16 protein-coding genes are annotated in these 18,764 nt (G+C 69.2%); 2 read left to right on the top strand and 14 right to left on the bottom strand.

Features of this window, described 5'->3' with window-relative positions; genetic code table 11:
- Nucleotides 1–6 precede the first annotated feature (6 nt).
- A complete protein-coding gene (locus ACIQF0_RS04695; RefSeq protein ID WP_401024445.1) occupies nt 7–1,953 on the bottom strand; it encodes a phosphocholine-specific phospholipase C in 1,947 nt (648 codons plus the stop codon).
- Between the two features lie 113 nt (nt 1,954–2,066).
- Here ACIQF0_RS04695 and ACIQF0_RS04690 point away from each other — a divergent pair, with 113 nt between their 5' ends.
- Nucleotides 2,067–2,552, top strand: coding sequence for a calcium-binding protein (locus ACIQF0_RS04690; RefSeq protein WP_401024442.1), 486 nt, complete (start codon nt 2,067–2,069; stop codon nt 2,550–2,552).
- On the opposite strand, the gene ACIQF0_RS04685 is transcribed toward ACIQF0_RS04690, so the two are convergent.
- The 13 genes from ACIQF0_RS04685 to pyrR all read right to left on the bottom strand — a co-directional run bounded on the left by ACIQF0_RS04685 (nt 2,539) and on the right by pyrR (nt 17,973).
- A complete protein-coding gene (locus tag ACIQF0_RS04685) occupies nt 2,539–5,403 on the bottom strand; it encodes a hypothetical protein (RefSeq protein ID WP_401024440.1) in 2,865 nt (954 codons plus the stop codon). The two genes, ACIQF0_RS04690 and ACIQF0_RS04685, sit on opposite strands and share 14 nt — an antisense overlap.
- Nucleotides 5,404–5,518: 115 nt before the next feature.
- Complete coding sequence (metK, locus tag ACIQF0_RS04680; RefSeq protein WP_319973231.1) at nt 5,519–6,721, bottom strand: methionine adenosyltransferase; 1,203 nt, start codon at nt 6,719–6,721, stop codon at nt 5,519–5,521.
- A 38-nt stretch (nt 6,722–6,759) separates the two neighbouring features.
- The gene (gene coaBC, locus ACIQF0_RS04675) at nt 6,760–7,968 is read right to left on the bottom strand and encodes a bifunctional phosphopantothenoylcysteine decarboxylase/phosphopantothenate--cysteine ligase CoaBC (RefSeq protein WP_401027695.1); all 1,209 of its coding nucleotides are present in this window, start codon (nt 7,966–7,968) and stop codon (nt 6,760–6,762) included.
- A gap of 38 nt (nt 7,969–8,006) precedes the next feature.
- Complete coding sequence (gene rpoZ, locus ACIQF0_RS04670) at nt 8,007–8,285, bottom strand: DNA-directed RNA polymerase subunit omega (RefSeq protein WP_045313812.1); 279 nt, start codon at nt 8,283–8,285, stop codon at nt 8,007–8,009.
- Nucleotides 8,286–8,288: 3 nt separating this feature from the next.
- A complete protein-coding gene (gmk, locus tag ACIQF0_RS04665) occupies nt 8,289–8,885 on the bottom strand; it encodes a guanylate kinase (protein WP_093588062.1) in 597 nt (198 codons plus the stop codon).
- Nucleotides 8,882–9,199, bottom strand: coding sequence for an integration host factor, actinobacterial type (gene mihF, locus ACIQF0_RS04660; RefSeq protein ID WP_030481817.1), 318 nt, complete (start codon nt 9,197–9,199; stop codon nt 8,882–8,884). Before mihF ends, gmk begins: the two co-directional genes overlap by 4 nt.
- A 290-nt stretch (nt 9,200–9,489) precedes the next feature.
- Nucleotides 9,490–10,302 (bottom strand): orotidine-5'-phosphate decarboxylase, encoded by an 813-nt coding sequence (pyrF, locus tag ACIQF0_RS04655; protein ID WP_360032774.1) that lies wholly within the window; start codon nt 10,300–10,302, stop codon nt 9,490–9,492.
- Entirely contained in the window at nt 10,299–13,601 is a 3,303-nt protein-coding gene (carB, locus tag ACIQF0_RS04650; RefSeq protein WP_401024434.1) for a carbamoyl-phosphate synthase large subunit, read from the bottom strand. Before carB ends, pyrF begins: the two co-directional genes overlap by 4 nt.
- Nucleotides 13,601–14,743: a glutamine-hydrolyzing carbamoyl-phosphate synthase small subunit gene (carA, locus tag ACIQF0_RS04645; protein ID WP_401024431.1), complete on the bottom strand. Its 1,143-nt coding sequence runs from the start codon at nt 14,741–14,743 to the stop codon at nt 13,601–13,603. Before carA ends, carB begins: the two co-directional genes overlap by 1 nt.
- On the bottom strand, nt 14,710–15,198 hold the full coding sequence (locus tag ACIQF0_RS04640; RefSeq protein WP_401024429.1) for a transporter: 489 nt from the start codon (nt 15,196–15,198) through the stop codon (nt 14,710–14,712). The genes carA and ACIQF0_RS04640 overlap by 34 nt, the downstream gene beginning before the upstream one ends.
- Entirely contained in the window at nt 15,195–16,475 is a 1,281-nt protein-coding gene (locus ACIQF0_RS04635; RefSeq protein WP_401024426.1) for a dihydroorotase, read from the bottom strand. The genes ACIQF0_RS04640 and ACIQF0_RS04635 overlap by 4 nt, the downstream gene beginning before the upstream one ends.
- The gene (locus tag ACIQF0_RS04630; protein WP_360032760.1) at nt 16,472–17,404 is read right to left on the bottom strand and encodes an aspartate carbamoyltransferase catalytic subunit; all 933 of its coding nucleotides are present in this window, start codon (nt 17,402–17,404) and stop codon (nt 16,472–16,474) included. The genes ACIQF0_RS04635 and ACIQF0_RS04630 overlap by 4 nt, the downstream gene beginning before the upstream one ends.
- Nucleotides 17,401–17,973, bottom strand: coding sequence for a bifunctional pyr operon transcriptional regulator/uracil phosphoribosyltransferase PyrR (gene pyrR / locus ACIQF0_RS04625; RefSeq protein ID WP_089912344.1), 573 nt, complete (start codon nt 17,971–17,973; stop codon nt 17,401–17,403). Before pyrR ends, ACIQF0_RS04630 begins: the two co-directional genes overlap by 4 nt.
- A 257-nt stretch (nt 17,974–18,230) precedes the next feature.
- Here pyrR and ACIQF0_RS04620 point away from each other — a divergent pair, with 257 nt between their 5' ends.
- Nucleotides 18,231–18,719 carry a transcriptional regulator gene (locus tag ACIQF0_RS04620; protein WP_030471611.1) on the top strand — a complete coding sequence of 163 codons (489 nt, stop codon included), beginning with the start codon at nt 18,231–18,233 and terminating at the stop codon, nt 18,717–18,719.
- Nucleotides 18,720–18,764 lie beyond the last annotated feature (45 nt).

The following is an 18,764-nucleotide window of genomic DNA, read 5'->3' as shown; positions in this document are numbered from 1 at the left end:
GCAACGTTATCCGGAGATCGACTCCTGGCCGTTCTCGATGTGACCGCACAGACGACGGCGGAACCGGGGCTCCTCCTCCACCGTCACCGTCAGGTCGTACCAGCCGGAATTCATGACGGTCAGCCATGGGATGACGTGACGATGTCCTGGCCTCACAACGTAACGACGCCGCCCCAGCACGAACGTCAGCCGCGACGATCCGCTGTTCTCGAACGTCAACGTCAGCACACGGCTGTATCCACGCACCGACGACGAGACGCGCGCACGGTCAGAGGAAGACCCAGCGAACTCACGGCGGAAGCCGTTGGGACCCAGCAACACGAGGTCGTGATCACCGGTGACCTCGAGCGACGCCGACGACGCGACGTCGAAGTGCTGCGGCAGCGCGAACTGGCCCGAGTACGGGTACAGCGCGAAGTGCACGGACGCCGATCCGGAGTTCGACATGTCCAGCGTCGACCCGCGCAACGACGCGTCCGGCTGATACGGCAGGGCGCGCGCACGTCGCCTACCGGCCTCCTGCTCCGGCATCTTCTGCTCGGACGGAGGAGCGGGGCGCCAGCGCGGCGTCGCGGGCGGCACGGCGGCGGGTTCGCCGACCTCGGGCCACGTCCGGCGCCGGTCGAAGTCGAACGCCGAGGTCAGGTCACCGGCGACGGTCCGGCGCCACGCGGAGATCTCCTCCGACCGCACCCCGGTCCACTTCTCCAGGAACCGCGTCATCGACGTGTGGTCGAACACCTGCGAGTTCACGTAACCGCCGACGGACCACGGCGAGACGACGGTCATCGGCACGCGCGCACCCAGCCCCAACGGCCGGTCACCCACGTACTCGTCGGCAACGGACAACGGCGGGCGCGGCGGCGGCACGTGGTCGTAGAAGCCGTCGTTCTCGTCGTAGGTGATGAACAGGACCGTGGACTCCCACACCTCCTGGTTGGACGCCAGCGCGTCCAGCACCTGATAGGTGATCGAGGCGGAGGCGGCGGGCGACGACGCGCCGGGGTGCTCCGAGTCCACAGAGGACGGAACCAGGTACGACACGGCGGGCAACCGGCCCGCGACGACGTCCGCCCGGAACGTCTCCCCCAGCCCTCCGGGCTTCACGCGATGCAGTCCGCGCGAGTACAGCGACTTCTCCGCCGCGGAGAGCTTCGAGAGGTCCAGCGAGCCGATCAGCGCGGGGTCACCGGTCCCGTACAGCTTGTCCAGCGACTTGAACCCGGTGGGCAGCACCTTGCGCGCGATCTCCTTGAACCGCACGTAGAACTCCAGGTTGTTGTCCTGGAAGTTGTCCCACTCCTGGTACACGCGCCACGACTTCCCCGCCGCCTCAAGGCGTTCCGGGTACGTCTTCCACGTGTACCCGGTGTGGGTGTCCTCGCTGTAGGCCGCGTTGCCGGTCGCACGACCGCCGGACGGCTCGAAACCCGTGTACCCGGACACCCAGTAGTTCCGGTTCGGTGAGGTCGAGGACGGCACCGAGCAGTGGTAGGCGTCGCACAGCGTGAACGTGTCCGCGAGCTCGTAGTGGAACGGGATGTCCTGGCGCGTGTAGTACGCCATAGTCGCCCCGGTCTTCGCCGGCACCCAGTTGTCGTTCCACCCGCCGCGCAACGCCGAGTGCCCGCCGTTCCAGCTGTGGTCCAGGTCGCCGATGTACTGGATGTCACGCCCGGACGCCGCCTCACGCACCGGGAACGGCAGCACGCCCGACTGGTTGAACACGCCCTTCAGCGCGTTGCGGTCGGAGAACCCGCGCACGCCGCGGAGTGTCCCGTAGTAGTGGTCGAACGAACGGTTCTCCTGCATCAACAGCACGACGTGCTTGATCGCGCGCAACCCTCCCGCACGGGGCTCACGGGCCAACGCGGCGTACACCGACGGCGGCAGCAGCGTGCCCGCACCGGCTGCGGCGACGGCAGCCATGAACCCACGACGAGAGAGCGACATGAACGGAGTTTGTAGCCTCGGAAGGTGTCGCGGAACCGACCTTTGGTTAGCGTTCGGGCAACGCGCGGTTGTGACTCTCTCCCCAGGCAAGACACAGAAGAGGGGAAACGACCATGAGACTGCGCATTGCCGCCGCCGCACTCGCCATCGGGCTCTGCACCGCCGGTGTCGCCCAGGCCGACGAGGTGCCGCCGGAGTTCCAGAACAGACCCACGCCCGCGAACTGCTACAACGCCGTGCCCACGATCGTCGGCGCGGGCTTCATCGTCGGCGGTCCGGGGCCGGACGTGATCGTCGGCAGCAACGGGCCGGACACCATCTTCGGGCTGGGCGACAACGACATCATCCTCGGGCTCGGTGCCGACGACACGATCTTCGGTGGCGACGGCAACGACCTGGTCTGCGCGGGCTGGGGCCCGGACGACGTCCAGGGCGGCGACGGCCACGACACCGTCTACGGCGAGGCCGGCGACGACGACATGCTCGGCGGCGACGGCATGGACCTGCTGTCCGGCGACCTGAACTTCGACCGCGGCGACGGCCAGCTCGGCTTCGACTTCTGCCCGCCGTCGACGGAGGTCACCGTCAGCTGCGTGTGACCGCCTGCCGCAACAGGATCTCCGTGGCCGGGTCGGGTCTCACCCCGAGCTGCCGCAACGAGTCCAGCACGCGCGCACGGACCTCCTCGATCCTTTGTGGATTCCGTGCGCGCAACGCGGCGGCGAGCGCCAGCCGGTGCCCACGCGGTTCGAACGGCTCCAGGTCCAGCGCCCGGTCCGCGAGGTGACGGGCCTGCGCCGGATCCCCGGTGACGAGCCGGAGTTCGCCCAGCGCCAGCAGGTTGCCGACGTGCCGCTCCCTGATCCGGGCGATCTCCGCCTCGCACAGGTCGGTCAGGTCCGGGAGCGGCTCGCCTCGCCACAACGCGACCGCCTCGCTCTGCCTGGCCGTGTCGCTCAGCTCGTGGAACGACCACAGGTCCACCGTCAGCAGGTCGCCGCGGACGAGCCGGAGGGACTCGCTGTCGCTGCGCAGGAAGTAACTGGCCTCGCCGGCGGTCCGCCCCGGCTCCAGCAGCCGCCGGAGGTGGGTCGTCGTCACGCGCAGGTTCCTCGCGGCACTCGCGGGGTCCAGGTCGGGCCACAGCAGGTCGATCGCCTGGGCGCGGGTGATCACGGTGCGCACCACGAGAAGGCCGAGGAGCTGGCGGACGCGGGCTCGGCGCAGTTCCGGCGCCGGTGCGGTGAGGCCGTTCCTGGTGACCCGCATCGGCCCGATGACCTCGATGCCGATCGGATGCTCCGGCGGCGAGGGCACGGTGGCCAGGAGCTTGAGGGCACCGGCGGCGAGGCCCGGATCTCTGGCCAGCTCGCGGAACTGGCGGTGCGCGGCCGGTCCGACGCGGTCCGCCAGCCAGGTGCCCAGCGCGGTCCTGCCTCTCGCGGCCTGGCGCGCGGCGAGTTCCGCAGACCACGGCAGCGGGAGGAAGCAGAGGGCGTGTTCCGCCGGTAGCTCGGTGCGGAGATCTCCTTGCCTGGCTTGCAGGAACGCGCGTCCCGCCACACGGGCCCTGCGATGGGACGGGCCCAGATCGGTGCTGTCCCAGCGTTCCCTGAGTTCGTCGCTGAGCACGTAGCCCAGCGTCAGGAACCGGCGCAGGTGCCGTTCGGCGACCTTGACGTCCACGGGCCATCGGGCCAGGTGCTGCTTGTAGAGGTCGCGGGCCAGTTCTTCGTCGCCGCGGGTGACGGCGGCCGCCGCCTGTGCCGCACACGTCAGCACCGCGTCGCGCGGGTTGTCCTGCTCGGCGGACAGCTCGGCGGTGGTCTCGCCGAACGACGCGGCGATGACCGCGTGAAACGCCCGCGCCACGAACTCGTCGCGAGCCGTGCCGTCCTCGTCGTCTCCTTGGAACTCAACGGGTTCACCGTCGAACCACCGCGCCGTGGCGACGTGCCGGCGGGACAGGTCGCCGGTGAGCATCCGTCCGGCCAGCTCGGCCGCGTCCTGGCCCCGCCCGCACAGCGCGAGGCAATGCACGTGGAACCGCGTCGTAGACACCGCAAGCGCTTGGGGCACCTCGCTGGTGGGCGCCTGGGCGAGGTGGGTGAGAGCGGTCTCCGGGTCGCCGGCGAGTTCGGCGACCACCGCGGCGACGCTGTGCCGGAGCAGTCTCAGCACGGGTGACCGCGCTTCAAGTCGTTGTGCCCGTTGGGCGACGGCGGCCAGCCTGGTGAGGTCTCCCCTCGAATGCGCGGTGATCACGGCCTGTCCCAGCGCCACCGCCGCGCCGTCGTGGTCACCGGCTTCCAGCCATCGCGCGCAGGCGTTGTCGACCAGGCAGTCGATGGCCGGGTCGGTGAAGTCGTCGGCGTGCCGGACGGCGGCGGTGAGCAACAGGAACGCCGGCTCCTGGAGTTGGTGTGCCGGAACCGCTTCGAGCCATCGACGGGCCGTCGCGCCGGGCAGGACCGAGAGCGTGGTCCGCACGAGCTCGACCGCCAGGCGCGCGAGCAGCGTCCAGTCGCCGGCCCGGCACGCGACCCGTCCGGCCCCCGCCAGTTCGCCGCGCTGGACCAGCACCTCGGCGGCTTTGACGCGCATGTGCGCGGTGGGCAGAACGCTCGCCCACAGGTCGTGAGCCCGGTAGCGGCCGTCGTCGAGACGGTCCACCAGCGGAACGGTCCGGACGAGGTGTTCCACGTCGGTGGCCGCACCCGCCACCGCGCCGATCTCCGCGGCGGTCGCGGTTCCGAGGATCACCAGTGCCGCCAGCGTTTCCCGCGTCGGTGCGGACAGGCGGCTCAGCACCTCCTCGGCGGCGTAGCGCCAGGACGCGGCCGGGCCGGCGGTGAGGGACAGCCTGATCAGCGCGGGCCAGCCGTGCAGGTCCTCGGTGAGCTCCCGGCCGAACCTCCTGGCCAGCGCGGACGTTTCGGCGCCGGTGAAGGCCAGGTCGGCGGTCTCGATCGTGGCCACCTCCCCCGCGGCCTCCCTGCGCGCCAGCGGAAGTCCCGGCACGACACGTCCGGACAGGACGAGGTGCGCGGTGGCGGGCAACGCGCGGGCGAGCGTCGCGAGCAGCTCCGCGCCGGGTGATCCGTCCGGAACCTCGTGCACGTCGTCGAGCAGCAGGCACACGTCGAGCGGGGCTTTGCGTTGCAGTGCCTGGAGGATCTCCGCCGCGCCGGCCTGGGATCCGCGTTCTGCCGCGAGGGCGTCCAGGATCGCGGAGGCGAGCCGGGTCGCGTCCTCGTGGCCGGGACCGCAGGTGACCCAGGCGTCGATGCCGCGTGGTTCCAGGAGGTTCGCGCGCACCGCCTGGGCCAGCGCGGTGGTCTTGCCGAAGCCCGCGCCGGCGGTCACCAGCGTCACCGGGCGGCACCAGCGGCCTCTCAGGCGGTCGACCAGCCGCGGGCGGGCCAGCTCGACGTCGAGCGGGCGCGGCACCGCGTGCAAGCCTGTCTGGTCGTCCCCCACTCACTGCGGAGGCCCGCGAGAGACCCGAAATACGCGAAACGGCCCGTCTCCGGGCGGAGGCGGGCCGTTCGGGCGTGCGGGGTGATCAGGCGCCGGCGGCGTTGCGCAGGGCGTCGGCGCGGTCCGTCGACTCCCAGGGCAGGTCCACGTCGGTGCGGCCGAAGTGGCCGTACGCGGCGGTCGGGGCGTAGATCGGGCGGAGCAGGTCGAGATCGCGGATGATCGCGGCCGGACGGAGGTCGAAGACCTCCGAGATGGCCTGCTGGATCTTCGACGGGTCGACGGTCTCGGTGCCGAACGTCTCGACGAACAGGCCGACCGGGGCCGCCTTGCCGATGGCGTAGGCGACCTGGACCTCGACGCGGGTGGCGAGGCCCGCCGCGACGGTGTTCTTGGCGACCCAGCGCATGGCGTACGCGGCGGAGCGGTCGACCTTCGACGGGTCCTTGCCGGAGAACGCGCCGCCACCGTGACGGGCCATGCCGCCGTAGGTGTCGACGATGATCTTGCGGCCGGTGAGACCAGCGTCACCCATCGGGCCGCCGATGACGAAGCGGCCGGTCGGGTTGGTGAGCAGCCGGACGCTCGAGGTGTCGAGCCCCAGTTCGGCGATCTCGGGGGCCACGACGTGCTCGCGCAGGTCGACGCCGAGCAGCTTCTCGAGGTCGATGCCGTCGGCGTGCTGCGTGGAGATGACGACGGTGTCGAGGCGCACGGGCTGGTCGCCCGCGTACTCGATGGTGACCTGCGTCTTGCCGTCCGGGCGCAGGTACGGCACGGTGCCGTCCTTGCGGACCGCGGTCAGGCGACGGGACAGGCGGTGGGCCAGCGCGATCGGCAGCGGCATGAGCTCGGGCGTGTCGGTGCACGCGTAGCCGAACATCAGGCCCTGGTCGCCGGCACCCTGCTTGTCGATCTCGTCGTCGGCGCCCTCGACGCGGTTCTCGAACGCCGTGTCGACGCCCTGCGCGATGTCCGGGGACTGCGCGCCGATGGCCACGTTCACGCCACAGGAGTTGCCGTCGAAGCCCTTCTGCGACGAGTCGTAGCCGATCTCCAGGATCTTCTCGCGGACGATCGTGGGGATGTCCGCGTACGCCTCGGTGGTGACCTCACCCGCGACGTGGACCTGGCCGGTGGTGACCATCGTCTCCACGGCGACGCGGGAGCGCGGGTCCTTGGCCAGCAACGCGTCCAGGATCGAGTCACTGATCGCGTCACAGATCTTGTCGGGGTGTCCCTCGGTCACCGACTCACTGGTGAACAGCCTGCTGCTGTGCTGGCTCACGGACACTCCTTGTTCGAGGGGCTCAACAGGGAAAAATTCTACTGAGAATCAGTCAAGCGAACGGTAACCGCGTCCCACACAGCGGACGCCACTTGTGTTTTGGGGCCGTGCGGTATAGGCGTCTCGGTGCCGTCCGGGGACAGCAGCCAGCCGGCGTTGTCCTCCTGCTCGAACGCCTTGCCGTCGCCGACCGCGTTGAGCACCAGGAGGTCGCAGCCCTTGCGCCGCAGCTTCGCCCGTCCGTAGTCGAGCACCGACGTCGTCTCGTCGCCGGTCTCCGCGGCGAACCCGACGATCAGCTGGCCCGTCCTACGTGCGGAAACGAGTTCCACGAGGATGTCGGGGTTCTTCGTCAGCGCGATCGGGTCGGGGTCGCCGTCGGTCTTCTTGATCTTGTGCCCGGTGAGCGACAACGGCCGGAAGTCGGCCACCGCGGCGGCCATCACGACCACGTCCGCGTCCGCCGCGACCTTGTGCATGGCTTCGCGCAACTCCACGGCGGAGCCCACGCGCACCAGGTCGACGCCGGCGGGTGTGGCCAGATCCGCTGTGTTTCCCGCGACCAAAGTCACTCGGGCACCGCGTTGCGCCGCCACCCGTGCGAGTGCATAGCCCTGCTTGCCGGACGAGCGGTTGCCGATGAACCGGACCGGATCGAGTGGTTCTCGCGTGCCACCGGCGGAAATCGCGACGTGCACACCTTCGAGTGTCCTCGCGAGGGCGTCGCGGCGCACCAGCAGCAGCCGGGCCAGTTCGACGATCTCGGCGGGGTCCGGCAGACGGCCCTTGCCGGTGTCCTTGCCGGTGAGGCGGCCGGACGCGGGTTCGGCGACGATGACACCGCGACTGCGCAACAACGCCACGTTGTGCTGGGTGGCCGGGTGCTCCCACATCTCCGTGTGCATCGCCGGCACCAGCAGGACCGGGCAGCGCGCGGTCAGCAGGGTGTTCGTCAGAAGATCGTCCGCGAGGCCGTGCGCGGCCTTCGCGATCAGGTTCGCCGTGGCCGGGGCGACGACGACGAGGTCGGCGTTCTGCCCCAGTTTGACGTGCGGCACCTCGTGCACGTCGTCGAACGGGTCCGCGGACACGACCTGGCCCGACAGCGCCTCGAACGTGGCGGCTCCCACGAACTTCAGCGCGCCCTCGGTGGGGATGACCCGCACCGAGTGGCCTGATTCGGTCAGTCGGCGCAAAACCTCACAGGCCTTGTACGCGGCGATGCCCCCGCCAACCCCAAGAACGATCTTGGGGCGAACAGGGGCACCAGCGTCAGATGACGCAGTCACTCGCCCTCGGTGTGCTCAAGCAGACCCGCGTGGATCTCGCGAAGAGCAATCGAGAGGGGCTTCTCACGCGGGCCCGGCTCGACGAGCGGGCCGACGTACTCGAGCAGGCCCTCGCCGAGCTGCGCGTAGTAGTCGTTGATCTGGCGGGCACGCTTCGCGGCGTAGATCACCAACGCGTACTTCGAGCTCACCTGCTCAAGCAGGTCGTCGATCGGCGGGTTGGTGATGCCCTCCGGAGAACCGGTCAGGTGACCGAGCTCGGTGTGGGTGATCACTCGTCAATCTCCTGAATTTCGTGGTCCGACCATCAAGGATAGCAAGTCGGACGCGGCCGACTGCACGTCGGCGTTCACGACGACCTCGTCGAACTCCTTTTCGGCCGCCAGCTCCTCGCGGGCGATGGCCAGCCGGCGTTCGACGACGTCCGGGTGTTCGGTGCCTCTGCCGGTCAGCCGGTCGACCAGGTGCTCCCAGGACGGGGGCGCCAGCATGACCAGCTGTGCGTCTGGCATGGCCACGCGGACCTGCCGCGCGCCCTGGAGTTCGATCTCCAGGAGCGCGGGGCGGCCCGCGGCCAAAGCTTCTTCAACGGGCCTGCGAGGGGTTCCGTAGTGGTTTCCGGCGAACTCGGCGTGTTCGAGGAACTCGCCAGCCTCGACCATCTGCTGGAACTTCTCGTGGTCCACGAAGTGGTAGTGCACTCCGTCGACCTCGCCCGGCCTCGGCTTCCTGGTGGTCGCCGAGACGGAAAAGTAGATATCGGGTTGCTGGCTGCGCAGCTCCGTCAGAACGCTGGACTTGCCAACGCCGGACGGCCCGGACAAGACGGTGAGGCGGGAACGGGCAGAGCCCGTTCCCGCCTCGGTGCCAATCACTCTCCGCTGAACTCGGAGAGCAGGGCCTTGCGCTGACGGTCACCAAGACCGCGCAGGCGACGGCTGGGAGCGATCTCGAGGCGCTCCATGATCTGCTGAGCACGCACCTTGCCGACACCCGGCAGGGCCTCAAGCAGCGCGGACACCTTCATCTTGCCAAGGATCTCATCGCTCTCGGCGGACTTCAGCACGTCCGTCAGGGTCGTGCCGCCACGCTTGAGGCGCTCCTTGAGCTCAGCCCGAACGCGACGAGCGGCAGCAGCCTTCTCCAGCGCTGCGGCCCGCTGCTCCTCGGTAAGCTGGGGAAGAGCCACGATTTCCTCCGTGTGGATTCTTTTCGGATCGGTGCCGCGACCGTACCGACCGCAATTGCCTGAGTACAACGTGACCCAGTCAGGTAAATCTTCAGCGGTCATGATTGCGGCGGGTGGTAGTAGTACCAACACCCTCCGGCGGCCTGATCACCGCCCTCCGGCAACTCATCGCCCACTCTAGGTGTGCTATGAGGCCGGTGACCAGCGGGGCAGCCGGTGGCGTGGACCCTACCAACACATGTTTGCCCTGGTGAGCGCACCACACCCCAAAAGGCGTGGCGCGCCCCTCCTCAGAGGCTCTGCTGAACCCTCTGCACCGCGCTGACCAGCGAAGACACGTCGGGGCCGTGCTTGAGAACATCTCGTGAAGAAGTCGGAAAGACGTTGCGCATGTCGGGTCCGAAGAGCCGTTTTAGATCGGCCACGGAGCCTCCCTGAGCGCCGAAACCGGGCGCCAGGATCGGTCCGTTGAACCCGGAGAGGTCTACATCCGTTTCCCCGATCGTGGCACCCACGACGAGACCAACATCGCCGCACGGGGAAATGCCTGAATTCCGAGCGGAGGCGAAATCGATGATCGTCTTCGCCACGGTTCGCCCGTCTGGAGCAACCGCCCGCTGGACCTGCGCACCTTCCGGGTTCGAGGTGAGGGCGAGCACGAACACGCCCCTGCCCGTCGCCCGCGCCGTGTCGAGCGCGGGCTGCAGCGATCCGAAGCCCAGGAACGGGGAGATCGTGACCGCGTCACCGGCCAGTGGCGAGCCGTCGCCCAGGTACGCCTGGGCGTAGGCGGCCATGGTGGAGCCGATGTCGCCGCGCTTGGCGTCCACGAGCACCAGCGTGCCCGAGTCGCGCAGCTCCGCGATCACCCGCTCCAGCACGGCGACCCCACGCGACCCGTAGGCCTCGAAGAACGCCGCCTGCGGCTTCACCATCGCGACCCTGCCGCCGAACGCCTCCACGGCCGTCAGAGCGAACCGTTCGAGGCCCTCCGCGGTCGGGGACAGGCCCCACGCCTCCAGCAGGCTCGGGTGCGGGTCGATGCCGACGCACAGAGGTCCGTACGCCTCAACGGCTTTCGCGAGTTTGTCGCCGAAGGTCACTTGTCACCCCGCAGAGCGGCCTGGAGGGCCTGCAGCGGCTGGACGCCGATGTCACCCTGGATGAGCGCCTCGATGCCGTGCACGGCCGCGGCAGCGCCCTGGATCGTGGTCACACAAGGGATGTCCTTCGCCACGGCGGCGGTGCGGATCTCGTAGCCGTCGATGCGCGGGCCGCTGTTGCCGTACGGCGTGTTGAAGATCATGTCGATCTCGCCGGCCAGGATCATGTCGACGACGTTGCCCTCGCCCTCGAAGTGCTTGCGCACCTCGGTGCACGCGATCCCGTTGCGCTTCAACACCTCCGCCGTGCCCGCGGTCGCCAGGATCTGGAAACCGAGGTCGGCCAGCCGCTTGACCGGGAAGATCATCGCGCGCTTGTCGCGGTTCGCGAAGGACACGAACACCTTGCCGGACGTCGGCAGCGAGCCGTACGAGGCCGTCTGCGACTTCGCGAACGCCTTGCCGAACGACGAGTCGATGCCCATGACCTCGCCGGTGGACTTCATCTCCGGGCCCAGCAACGAGTCCACGCCGAGACCCTCCGGCGTGCGGAAGCGGTGGAACTGCATGACGGCTTCCTTGACCGCGACCGGCGCGTGCTCGGGCAGCCGGGCACCGTCACCGGTGGCCGGCAGGATGCCCTCCACGCGCAGTTCCGCGATCGTGGCGCCGAGCATCACGCGGGACGCGGCCTTGGCCATCGACACCGCCGTCGCCTTGGACACGAACGGCACCGTGCGCGACGCACGCGGGTTTGCCTCCAGGACGTACAGCACGTCGTCCTTGAGCGCGTACTGGACGTTCAGGAGCCCCTTCACGCCGATGCCCTTCGCGATGGCCTCGGTGGAGCGGCGGACGTTCTCGATGTCGGAGGCGCCGAGTGTGATGGGCGGCAGCGCGCACGACGAGTCGCCGGAGTGCACACCGGCTTCCTCGATGTGCTCCATGACACCGCCGATGAACACCTCCTCGCCGTCGCACAGCGCGTCGACGTCGATCTCGATGGCGTCGTCGAGGAACCGGTCGACCAGCACCGGGTGCTCGGGCGTCACCTCGGTCGCGCGGGCGATGTAGCCCGACAGCGACTCCTCGTCGTACACGATCTCCATGCCGCGCCCGCCGAGCACGTAGGAGGGCCGCACGAGGACCGGGTAGCCGATCTCGTCCGCGATCTCCTTGGCCTCGCTGAACGACGTGGCCGTGCCGAACTTCGGCGCGGGCAGGCCGGCCTCGGTCAGCACCTTGCCGAACTGGCCGCGGTCCTCGGCGAGGTGGATCGCCTCGGGCGTCGTGCCCACGACGGGCACACCGGCGTCGGCCAGGCGCTGCGCCAGGCCCAGCGGCGTCTGGCCGCCGAGCTGGACGATCACGCCCGCGACCGTGCCGGAGCGCTGCTCGGAGTGCACGACCTCCAGCACGTCCTCGAACGTCAGCGGCTCGAAGTACAGGCGGTCCGACGTGTCGTAGTCCGTCGACACCGTCTCCGGGTTGCAGTTGACCATCACGGTCTCGTACCCGGCCGCCCGCAACGCCATGGCCGCGTGCACGCACGAGTAGTCGAACTCGATGCCCTGACCGATGCGGTTCGGCCCGGAGCCGAGGATCAGCACCTTCGGCTTCTCGCGCTGTTCCGCGACCTCGGACTCGGCCTGGGGGTCGAGCTCGTACGCCGAGTAGTGGTACGGCGTCTCGGACTTGAACTCCGCCGCGCACGTGTCGACCGTCTTGTAGACCGGACGCACGCCCAGACGGTGGCGCAGCCTGCGCACGCCGTCCTCACCGGCCAGTTCGGACCGCAGCACCGCGATCTGCCGGTCGGAGAGCCCAGCTCGCTTCGCCTTGCGCAGCAACGGCTCGTCGAGCACGGGAGCGTCCAGCAGCTCCTGCCGCAACGTGCCGAGCCACGCGATCTGCTCGATGAACCACGGGTCGATCTTCGACGCGTTGTACACGTCCTCAATGGACGCGCCGAGTCGAAGAGCACGCTCGACCGTGTAGAGGCGCCCGTCGTGGCCGCGCTCCAACTGCTTCAGAGTGGACTCCAGAGTAGTGCCCTCCGGGTCCGGCTGCGTCCAGAAACCGACCGATTTCGTTTCCAGCGAACGCAGCGCCTTACCCAGCGCCTCCACGAAGTTCCGGCCGATCGACATGGCCTCGCCGACCGACTTCATCGTGGTCGTCAGCGTCGGGTCCGCGCCGGGGAACTTCTCGAACGCGAACCGCGGCGCCTTCACGACCACGTAGTCGAGCGACGGCTCGAACGACGCCGGGGTCTCCCCCGTGATGTCGTTGGTGATCTCGTCGAGCGTGTAGCCGATGGCGAGCTTCGCGGCGATCTTGGCGATCGGGAAGCCCGTCGCCTTGGACGCGAGAGCAGACGACCGCGAGACGCGCGGGTTCATCTCGATGACGACCATGCGGCCGTTGTCCGGGTGGATCGCGAACTGGATGTTGCAGCCACCGGTGTCGACGCCGACCTCGCGGATGACCTGGATGCCGACGTCGCGCATGTGCTGGTACTCGCGGTCGGTCAGCGTCATCGCCGGCGCGACCGTCACCGAGTCACCGGTGTGCACGCCCATCGGGTCGATGTTCTCGATCGAGCAGATGACGACGACGTTGTCGTTGCGGTCGCGCATCAGCTCGAGCTCGTACTCCTTCCACCCGAGCACGCTCTCCTCGATGAGCACCTCGGTGACCGGGGACTCCTCCAGGCCGATCGCCGCGAGACGCTCCAGCTCCTCCGCCGTGTACGCCATGCCGGACCCGAGCCCGCCCATGGTGAACGACGGGCGGATGACGACCGGGAGCCCCAGTTCGGCGACGGTCTTGCGCACCTCGTCCATCGACTTGCAGACGGCCGAGCGCGGCACCTCGGAACCGATGCCCCGCACCAGGTCCTTGAAGATCTGCCGGTCCTCACCGCGCTGGATGGCGTCGATGTCCGCGCCGATCAGCTCGACGTTGTACTTCTCCAGCACACCGCGCTCGTGCAGCGCGATGGCCGTGTTGAGCGCCGTCTGACCGCCCAGAGTCGCCAGGATCGCGTCCGGGCGTTCCTGCGCGATGACCTTCTCCACGAACTCGGCCGTGATCGGCTCGATGTAGGTGGCGTCGGCGAACTCCGGGTCGGTCATGATCGTCGCCGGGTTGGAGTTCACCAGGCTGACCCGGATGCCCTCTTCGCGCAGCACGCGGCACGCCTGGGTACCGGAGTAGTCGAACTCGCACGCCTGACCGATGACGATCGGACCGGAGCCGATCACCAGGATGTGCTTGAGATCAGTCCTCTTCGGCATCAGCGGGCCTCATTCATCAGCGTCACGAACTCGTCGAACAGGGGCGCGGCGTCGTGCGGACCGGCCGCGGCCTCGGGGTGGTACTGCACGGAGAACGCCGGCGCGTCGAGCAGCCGGACGCCCTCGACGGTGCCGTCGTTCGGGCAGTAGTGCGACAGCACGGCGCGGCCGAACTCCGAGGAGAACTCCTCACCGGGCGTGCCCTCCAGCGCGAACCCGTGGTTCTGCGAGGTGATGGCGACCTTGCCGGTGGTCACGTCGATGACCGGGATGTTGATGCCGCGGTGGCCGTAGCGCATCTTGTACGTCCCGCGGCCGACCGCGCGGCCCAGGATCTGGTTGCCGAAGCAGATGCCGAACAGCGGCAGCTTGCGGCCCAGCGCCTCCTTCGTCAGCGCGATGGCGTGGTCCTGCGTGGCCGGGTCGCCCGGGCCGTTGCTCAGGAACACCCCGTCCGGGCTGACCTTCAGGATGTCCTCGAAGGAACTGGTCAGCGGCAGCACGTGCACCTCGATGCCGCGCGCCGCCATCATCCGCGGGGTGTTCGACTTGATGCCCAGGTCGAGCGCCGCGACGGTGAACTTCTTGGCACCGATGGCCTCGACCACGTACGGCTTGTCCGTGGTGACGTCGACCGCGAGGTTCGCGCCGACCATCTCCGCCGAGGCCTTGACCTGCTCGACCATCGACGCGTCGTCGGTGAGCTCGGAGCCCGAGAACACCCCGGCGCGCATGGCGCCCCGCTCGCGGATGTGGCGGGTCAGGGTGCGGGTGTCGAGGCCCGCGATGCCGACCACGCCCTGGTTGGTCAGTTCCTCGTCGAGGCCGCGCTTGGACCGCCAGTTCGACGGCGTGCGCGCGGGGTCGCGGACCACGTACCCGGCGACCCAGATCTTCGAGGACTCGTCGTCCTCGTCGTTCCAGCCGGTGTTGCCGATCTGCGGCGCGGTCTGCACCACGATCTGGCGGTGGTAGGAGGGGTCGGTCAGGGTTTCCTGGTACCCGGTCATGGCCGTGGAGAACACGACCTCGCCGAGCGAGACGCCGGTCGCTCCGTACGCCTCACCGCGGAAGACACGTCCGTCTTCCAGCACCAATGCCGCGTTCGTCACGCCTTGCCTCCCACGAGAGCTGCTACCCATTCGCCGTAAACGTCCTTGTCGTCACCGCGGAACCCGGTGTCGAACAAGTGGCCTTCGTTCTCCCACTGGACCACCAGCAGGCCCTCTTCGCTGAACATGACCTTCCCGGCCAGGCCGCGGTCGGTGCGGGCGTCCCGGATGGACTCGGCCGGGATGAAGATCGGTGACGCGCCAACGCGTTCGATGGCTACACCTTCCGGGACGAGGCTCAGCGTGGCCTCCGCGCGGAAGCCGATGTCCCCGACCTGGACGCGGTCCTGCCAGTTGCCCGCGTTCGTCGTTCCGATGTAGACGCCCGTCGTCGCGAGCTTCGGCGCGCCCAGGGCGGCCGGCGTCGAGGGGAACGCGGGCAAGCCGGCCTGCTCGCGCTGGCGGCGCTTCCAGCCGTGCCACATGCCGTAGACGCACAGCGCGAAGAAGATGAAAACCGCCAGGGACAGGAGAATGCGCGTCATTCCGCAATCCTCCCCGCCAGTGCGGTCACCCGGCCACGCAAGATGGTGGCCGTCACCGCGGCGGGCAGTTCCATGCCCTCGAACGGGGTGTTGCCCGCGATGCTCGCGAGCTCCGCGCCGTTCACCGTCCACGACGCGTCCGGGTCGACCAGCACGAGGTTCGCGGGCTCGCCGACCGCGATCGGACGGCCCTGGTCGGTCAGCCCGGCGATCTCCGCGGGCTTCTCGCTCATCACCCGCGCGACGCCGCGCCAGTCCAGCAGGCCGGTCCGCACCATCGTCTCGACGACGATGCCGAGCGCGGTCTGCAGGCCGAGCATGCCCGGACGGGCCGCCGACCACTCGCAGTCCTTGTCCTGGATCGCGTGCGGAGCGTGGTCCGTGGCGACGCAGTCGATGGTGCCGTCCGCGAGCGCCTGCCGCAGCGCGTCCACGTCGGACTGCGTGCGCAGCGGCGGGTTGACCTTGTTGACCGGGTCGTAGGTGGAGAGCCGGTCGTCGGTCAGGATCAGGTGGTGCGGGGTGACCTCGGCGGACACCTTGGTGCCGCGGGCCTTGGCCCACTTCAGGACGTCCGCCGTGCCGGTGGTGCTGACGTGGCAGACGTGCAGCCGCGCGTCGACCTGCTTCGCGAGGATGCAGTCACGGGCGACGATCGACTCCTCGGCCGCGGCGGGCCAGCCCTGCAGTCCGAGCCTGGAGGCGTTCTCGCCCTCGTGCGCCTGGGCACCGACCGTGAGGCGCGGTTCCTCGGCGTGCTGGGCGATGACGGCGCCCAGCGCCTTCGAGTACTCCAGCGCGCGGCGCATGATCAACGGGTCGTGCACGCAGTGGCCGTCGTCGGAGAAGACCCGGACGTTGGCCTTGGAGTTCGCCATCGTGCCGAGCTCGGCGAGCTTCTCGCCCTTCAGACCCACGGTGACGGCGCCGACCGGGTGGACGTCGACCAGGCCGACCTCCTGGCCGCGGCGGGCGACGTGCTCGACGATGACGGCGTTGTCGGCGACCGGATCCGTGTTGGCCATCGCGAAAACGGCCGTGTAGCCACCGAGTGCGGCGGCCTTGGAGCCGGTCTCGATGGTCTCGGTGTCCTCGCGACCCGGCTCGCGCAGGTGGGTGTGCAGGTCGACGAACCCGGGCAGGAGGACCGCCCCGTTGCCTTCGATGACTTCGGCCTCTGAATCCGTGCCCTCTGCGATCACGCCGTCGCGGATCAGCAGGTCGATCGGATCACCCTCGCCGTAGGGTCGAACTCCCTTGAGAAGCAAGGGTTTCACGCGTTTTCCTCCTCGTGGGCAAGCAGGTGGTACAGCACGGCCATGCGCACGTGGACACCGTTGCGGACCTGCTCGGTGATCGCGGCCTGCGGGCTGTCGGCGACGACGGAGGCGATCTCCATGCCGCGCAGCATCGGGCCGGGGTGCAGCACGACGGCGTGCTCTGGCAGCAGCTTCAGCCGCCGCTCGTTGAGGCCGTACGCGATCGAGTACTCGCGCGAGCTCGGGAAGAACCCGCCGGTCATCCGCTCGGCCTGCACGCGCAGCAACATCACGGCGTCCTGCGAGGCGAGCTCGGAGTCGATCTCGTGCGAGACCGCGACCGGCCACTTCTCGACGCCGGTGGGCAGCAGGGTCGGCGGCGCGACCAGCGTGACCTCGGCACCGAGCGTGGTGAGCAGGTGCACGTTCGAGCGCGCCACGCGGCTGTGCAGGACGTCGCCGACGATCGCGACGCGGCGGCCGTCGAGGCTGCCCAGGCGGTCGCGCAGCGTGGCCGCGTCGAGCAACGCCTGCGTGGGGTGCTCGTGCATGCCGTCTCCGGCGTTCACCACGGACGTGCTGGTGTGCTTGAGCCAGCCCGCGAGCCGGTGCGCCGCACCGGAAGCGGGGTGCCGCACGATCACGCAGTCGGCGCCCGCGGCCTGCAACGTCAGCGCGGTGTCGCGCAGCGACTCGCCCTTGCTGACGCTGGAACCGGAGCTGCTGACGTTGATCACGTCCGCGGACATCCACTTGCCGGCGATCTCGAACGACACCCGCGTGCGCGTGCTGTTCTCGTAGAACATCGTGATCACCGTGCGGCCGCGCAACGTCGGCAGCTTGCGGACCTCGCGGCCGAGCAACGCCTGCTTGAGGCGGTCCGCGGTGTCGAGGATCGCGATCGCCTGATCGCGGTCGAGGCCGTCGGTGGAGAGCAGGTGCTTCACTTCAGGACCACTCCGTCGCGGCCGTCGAACTCCTCGAGCATCACGACGACGTCCTCGGTCTTGGACGTGGGCAGGTTCTTGCCCACGTAGTCCGCGCGGATCGGCAGTTCGCGGTGACCGCGGTCGACGAGCACGGCGAGCTGGACGGCGCGGGGCCGGCCGTGGTCGCGCAGCGCGTCGAGGGCGGAGCGGATCGTGCGGCCGGAGAACAGCACGTCGTCCACGAGAACAACCAGCTTGTCGTCGATGCCGCCCTCGGGCAGCTTCGTCGCTTCCAGCGGCCGCGTGGGGCCTCTGCGCAGGTCATCGCGGTAGAGGGTGATGTCGAGCGTGCCCTCGTGCACCGTCCGGCCGGAAAATTCGGCGATCTTAGCGGCTAGACGTCGTGCGAGGGGGGCTCCCCGGCTGGGAATACCCATCAAGACGACGTCGGGTGCGCTGGGTGCATCGAGTGCGGTCTTCTCGATGATCTGATGGGCCATTCGGGCGACAGTGCGCGCGACGTCACCGGCCGAGAGAATCTCGCGATCCCCGGCCGGATCCGTCGCGCCACGTTGACGTGACGCCACGGCTGGACCTCCTTCCCCGCCTCACTGGACGGGTCCTTAAAGGACGTCGGACACCTAGTGACAACTAGGCTGACCTGCACCGTATCACCTACGGACGGTCAACCATCCGAGTGGTGTGCCAGGCGTGGCGCGCGTCTCTCCTTGAGATCAGCTTGACCTGCCGACCACGGCGAGTAATCATTACTCTGCGTATCGATCGAAGCCTCCCCGCAGCACGCCGGTACTGCTGACGGGGCGAATGAACGGAGAACCGCCACATGGGCGACTACGCCAAGGCGCTGGGGGCCAAGCTCCGCGCTATCCGCCAGCAGCAGGGTCTGTCCCTGCACGGCGTCGAGCAGAAGTCCGGCGGTCGCTGGAAGGCCGTGGTCGTCGGCTCCTACGAGCGCGGTGACCGCGCGGTGACCGTGCAGAAGCTGGCCGAGCTGGCCGACTTCTACGGCGTTCCCGTCGCCGAGCTCCTGCCCGAGGGCCGCGTTCCCTCCGGTGCCGAGCCGGCCACCAAGATCGTGATCAACCTCGAACGGCTGCAGCAGCTGCCGGTCGAGAAGGTCGGACCGCTGGCCCGCTACGCCGCGACCATCCAGTCGCAGCGCGGGGACTACAACGGCAAGGTCCTCTCCATCCGCACCGAGGACCTGCGTTCGCTCGCGATCATCTACGACATGACGCCGGGCGAGCTCACCGAGCAGCTCATCGACTGGGGTGTGCTGCCTCCCGAGGCCCGCCCCGCGAAGGAAGACTGAGCTTCACACGCCGTTCATGGCTCCCCCGACGTCCTGCTGGTCGCC

The organism is Lentzea sp. NPDC092896 (assembly GCF_044754905.1).
GTDB lineage: Bacteria > Actinomycetota > Actinomycetes > Mycobacteriales > Pseudonocardiaceae > Lentzea.
This window is presented reverse-complemented; position numbering and strand designations above follow the sequence as displayed.

Excerpts from the sequence above, each read along its gene's own strand:
- carA (WP_401024431.1), bottom strand. The coding sequence starts at position 14,743 with ATGGGTAGCAGCTCTCGTGGGAGGCAAGGCGTGACGAACGCGGCATTG.
- ACIQF0_RS04620 (WP_030471611.1), top strand. The coding sequence starts at position 18,231 with ATGGGCGACTACGCCAAGGCGCTGGGGGCCAAGCTCCGCGCTATCCGC.
- ACIQF0_RS04690 (WP_401024442.1), top strand. The coding sequence starts at position 2,067 with ATGAGACTGCGCATTGCCGCCGCCGCACTCGCCATCGGGCTCTGCACC.
- ACIQF0_RS04640 (WP_401024429.1), bottom strand. The coding sequence starts at position 15,198 with ATGACGCGCATTCTCCTGTCCCTGGCGGTTTTCATCTTCTTCGCGCTG.
- ACIQF0_RS04695 (WP_401024445.1), bottom strand. The coding sequence starts at position 1,953 with ATGTCGCTCTCTCGTCGTGGGTTCATGGCTGCCGTCGCCGCAGCCGGT.
- carB (WP_401024434.1), bottom strand. The coding sequence starts at position 13,601 with ATGCCGAAGAGGACTGATCTCAAGCACATCCTGGTGATCGGCTCCGGT.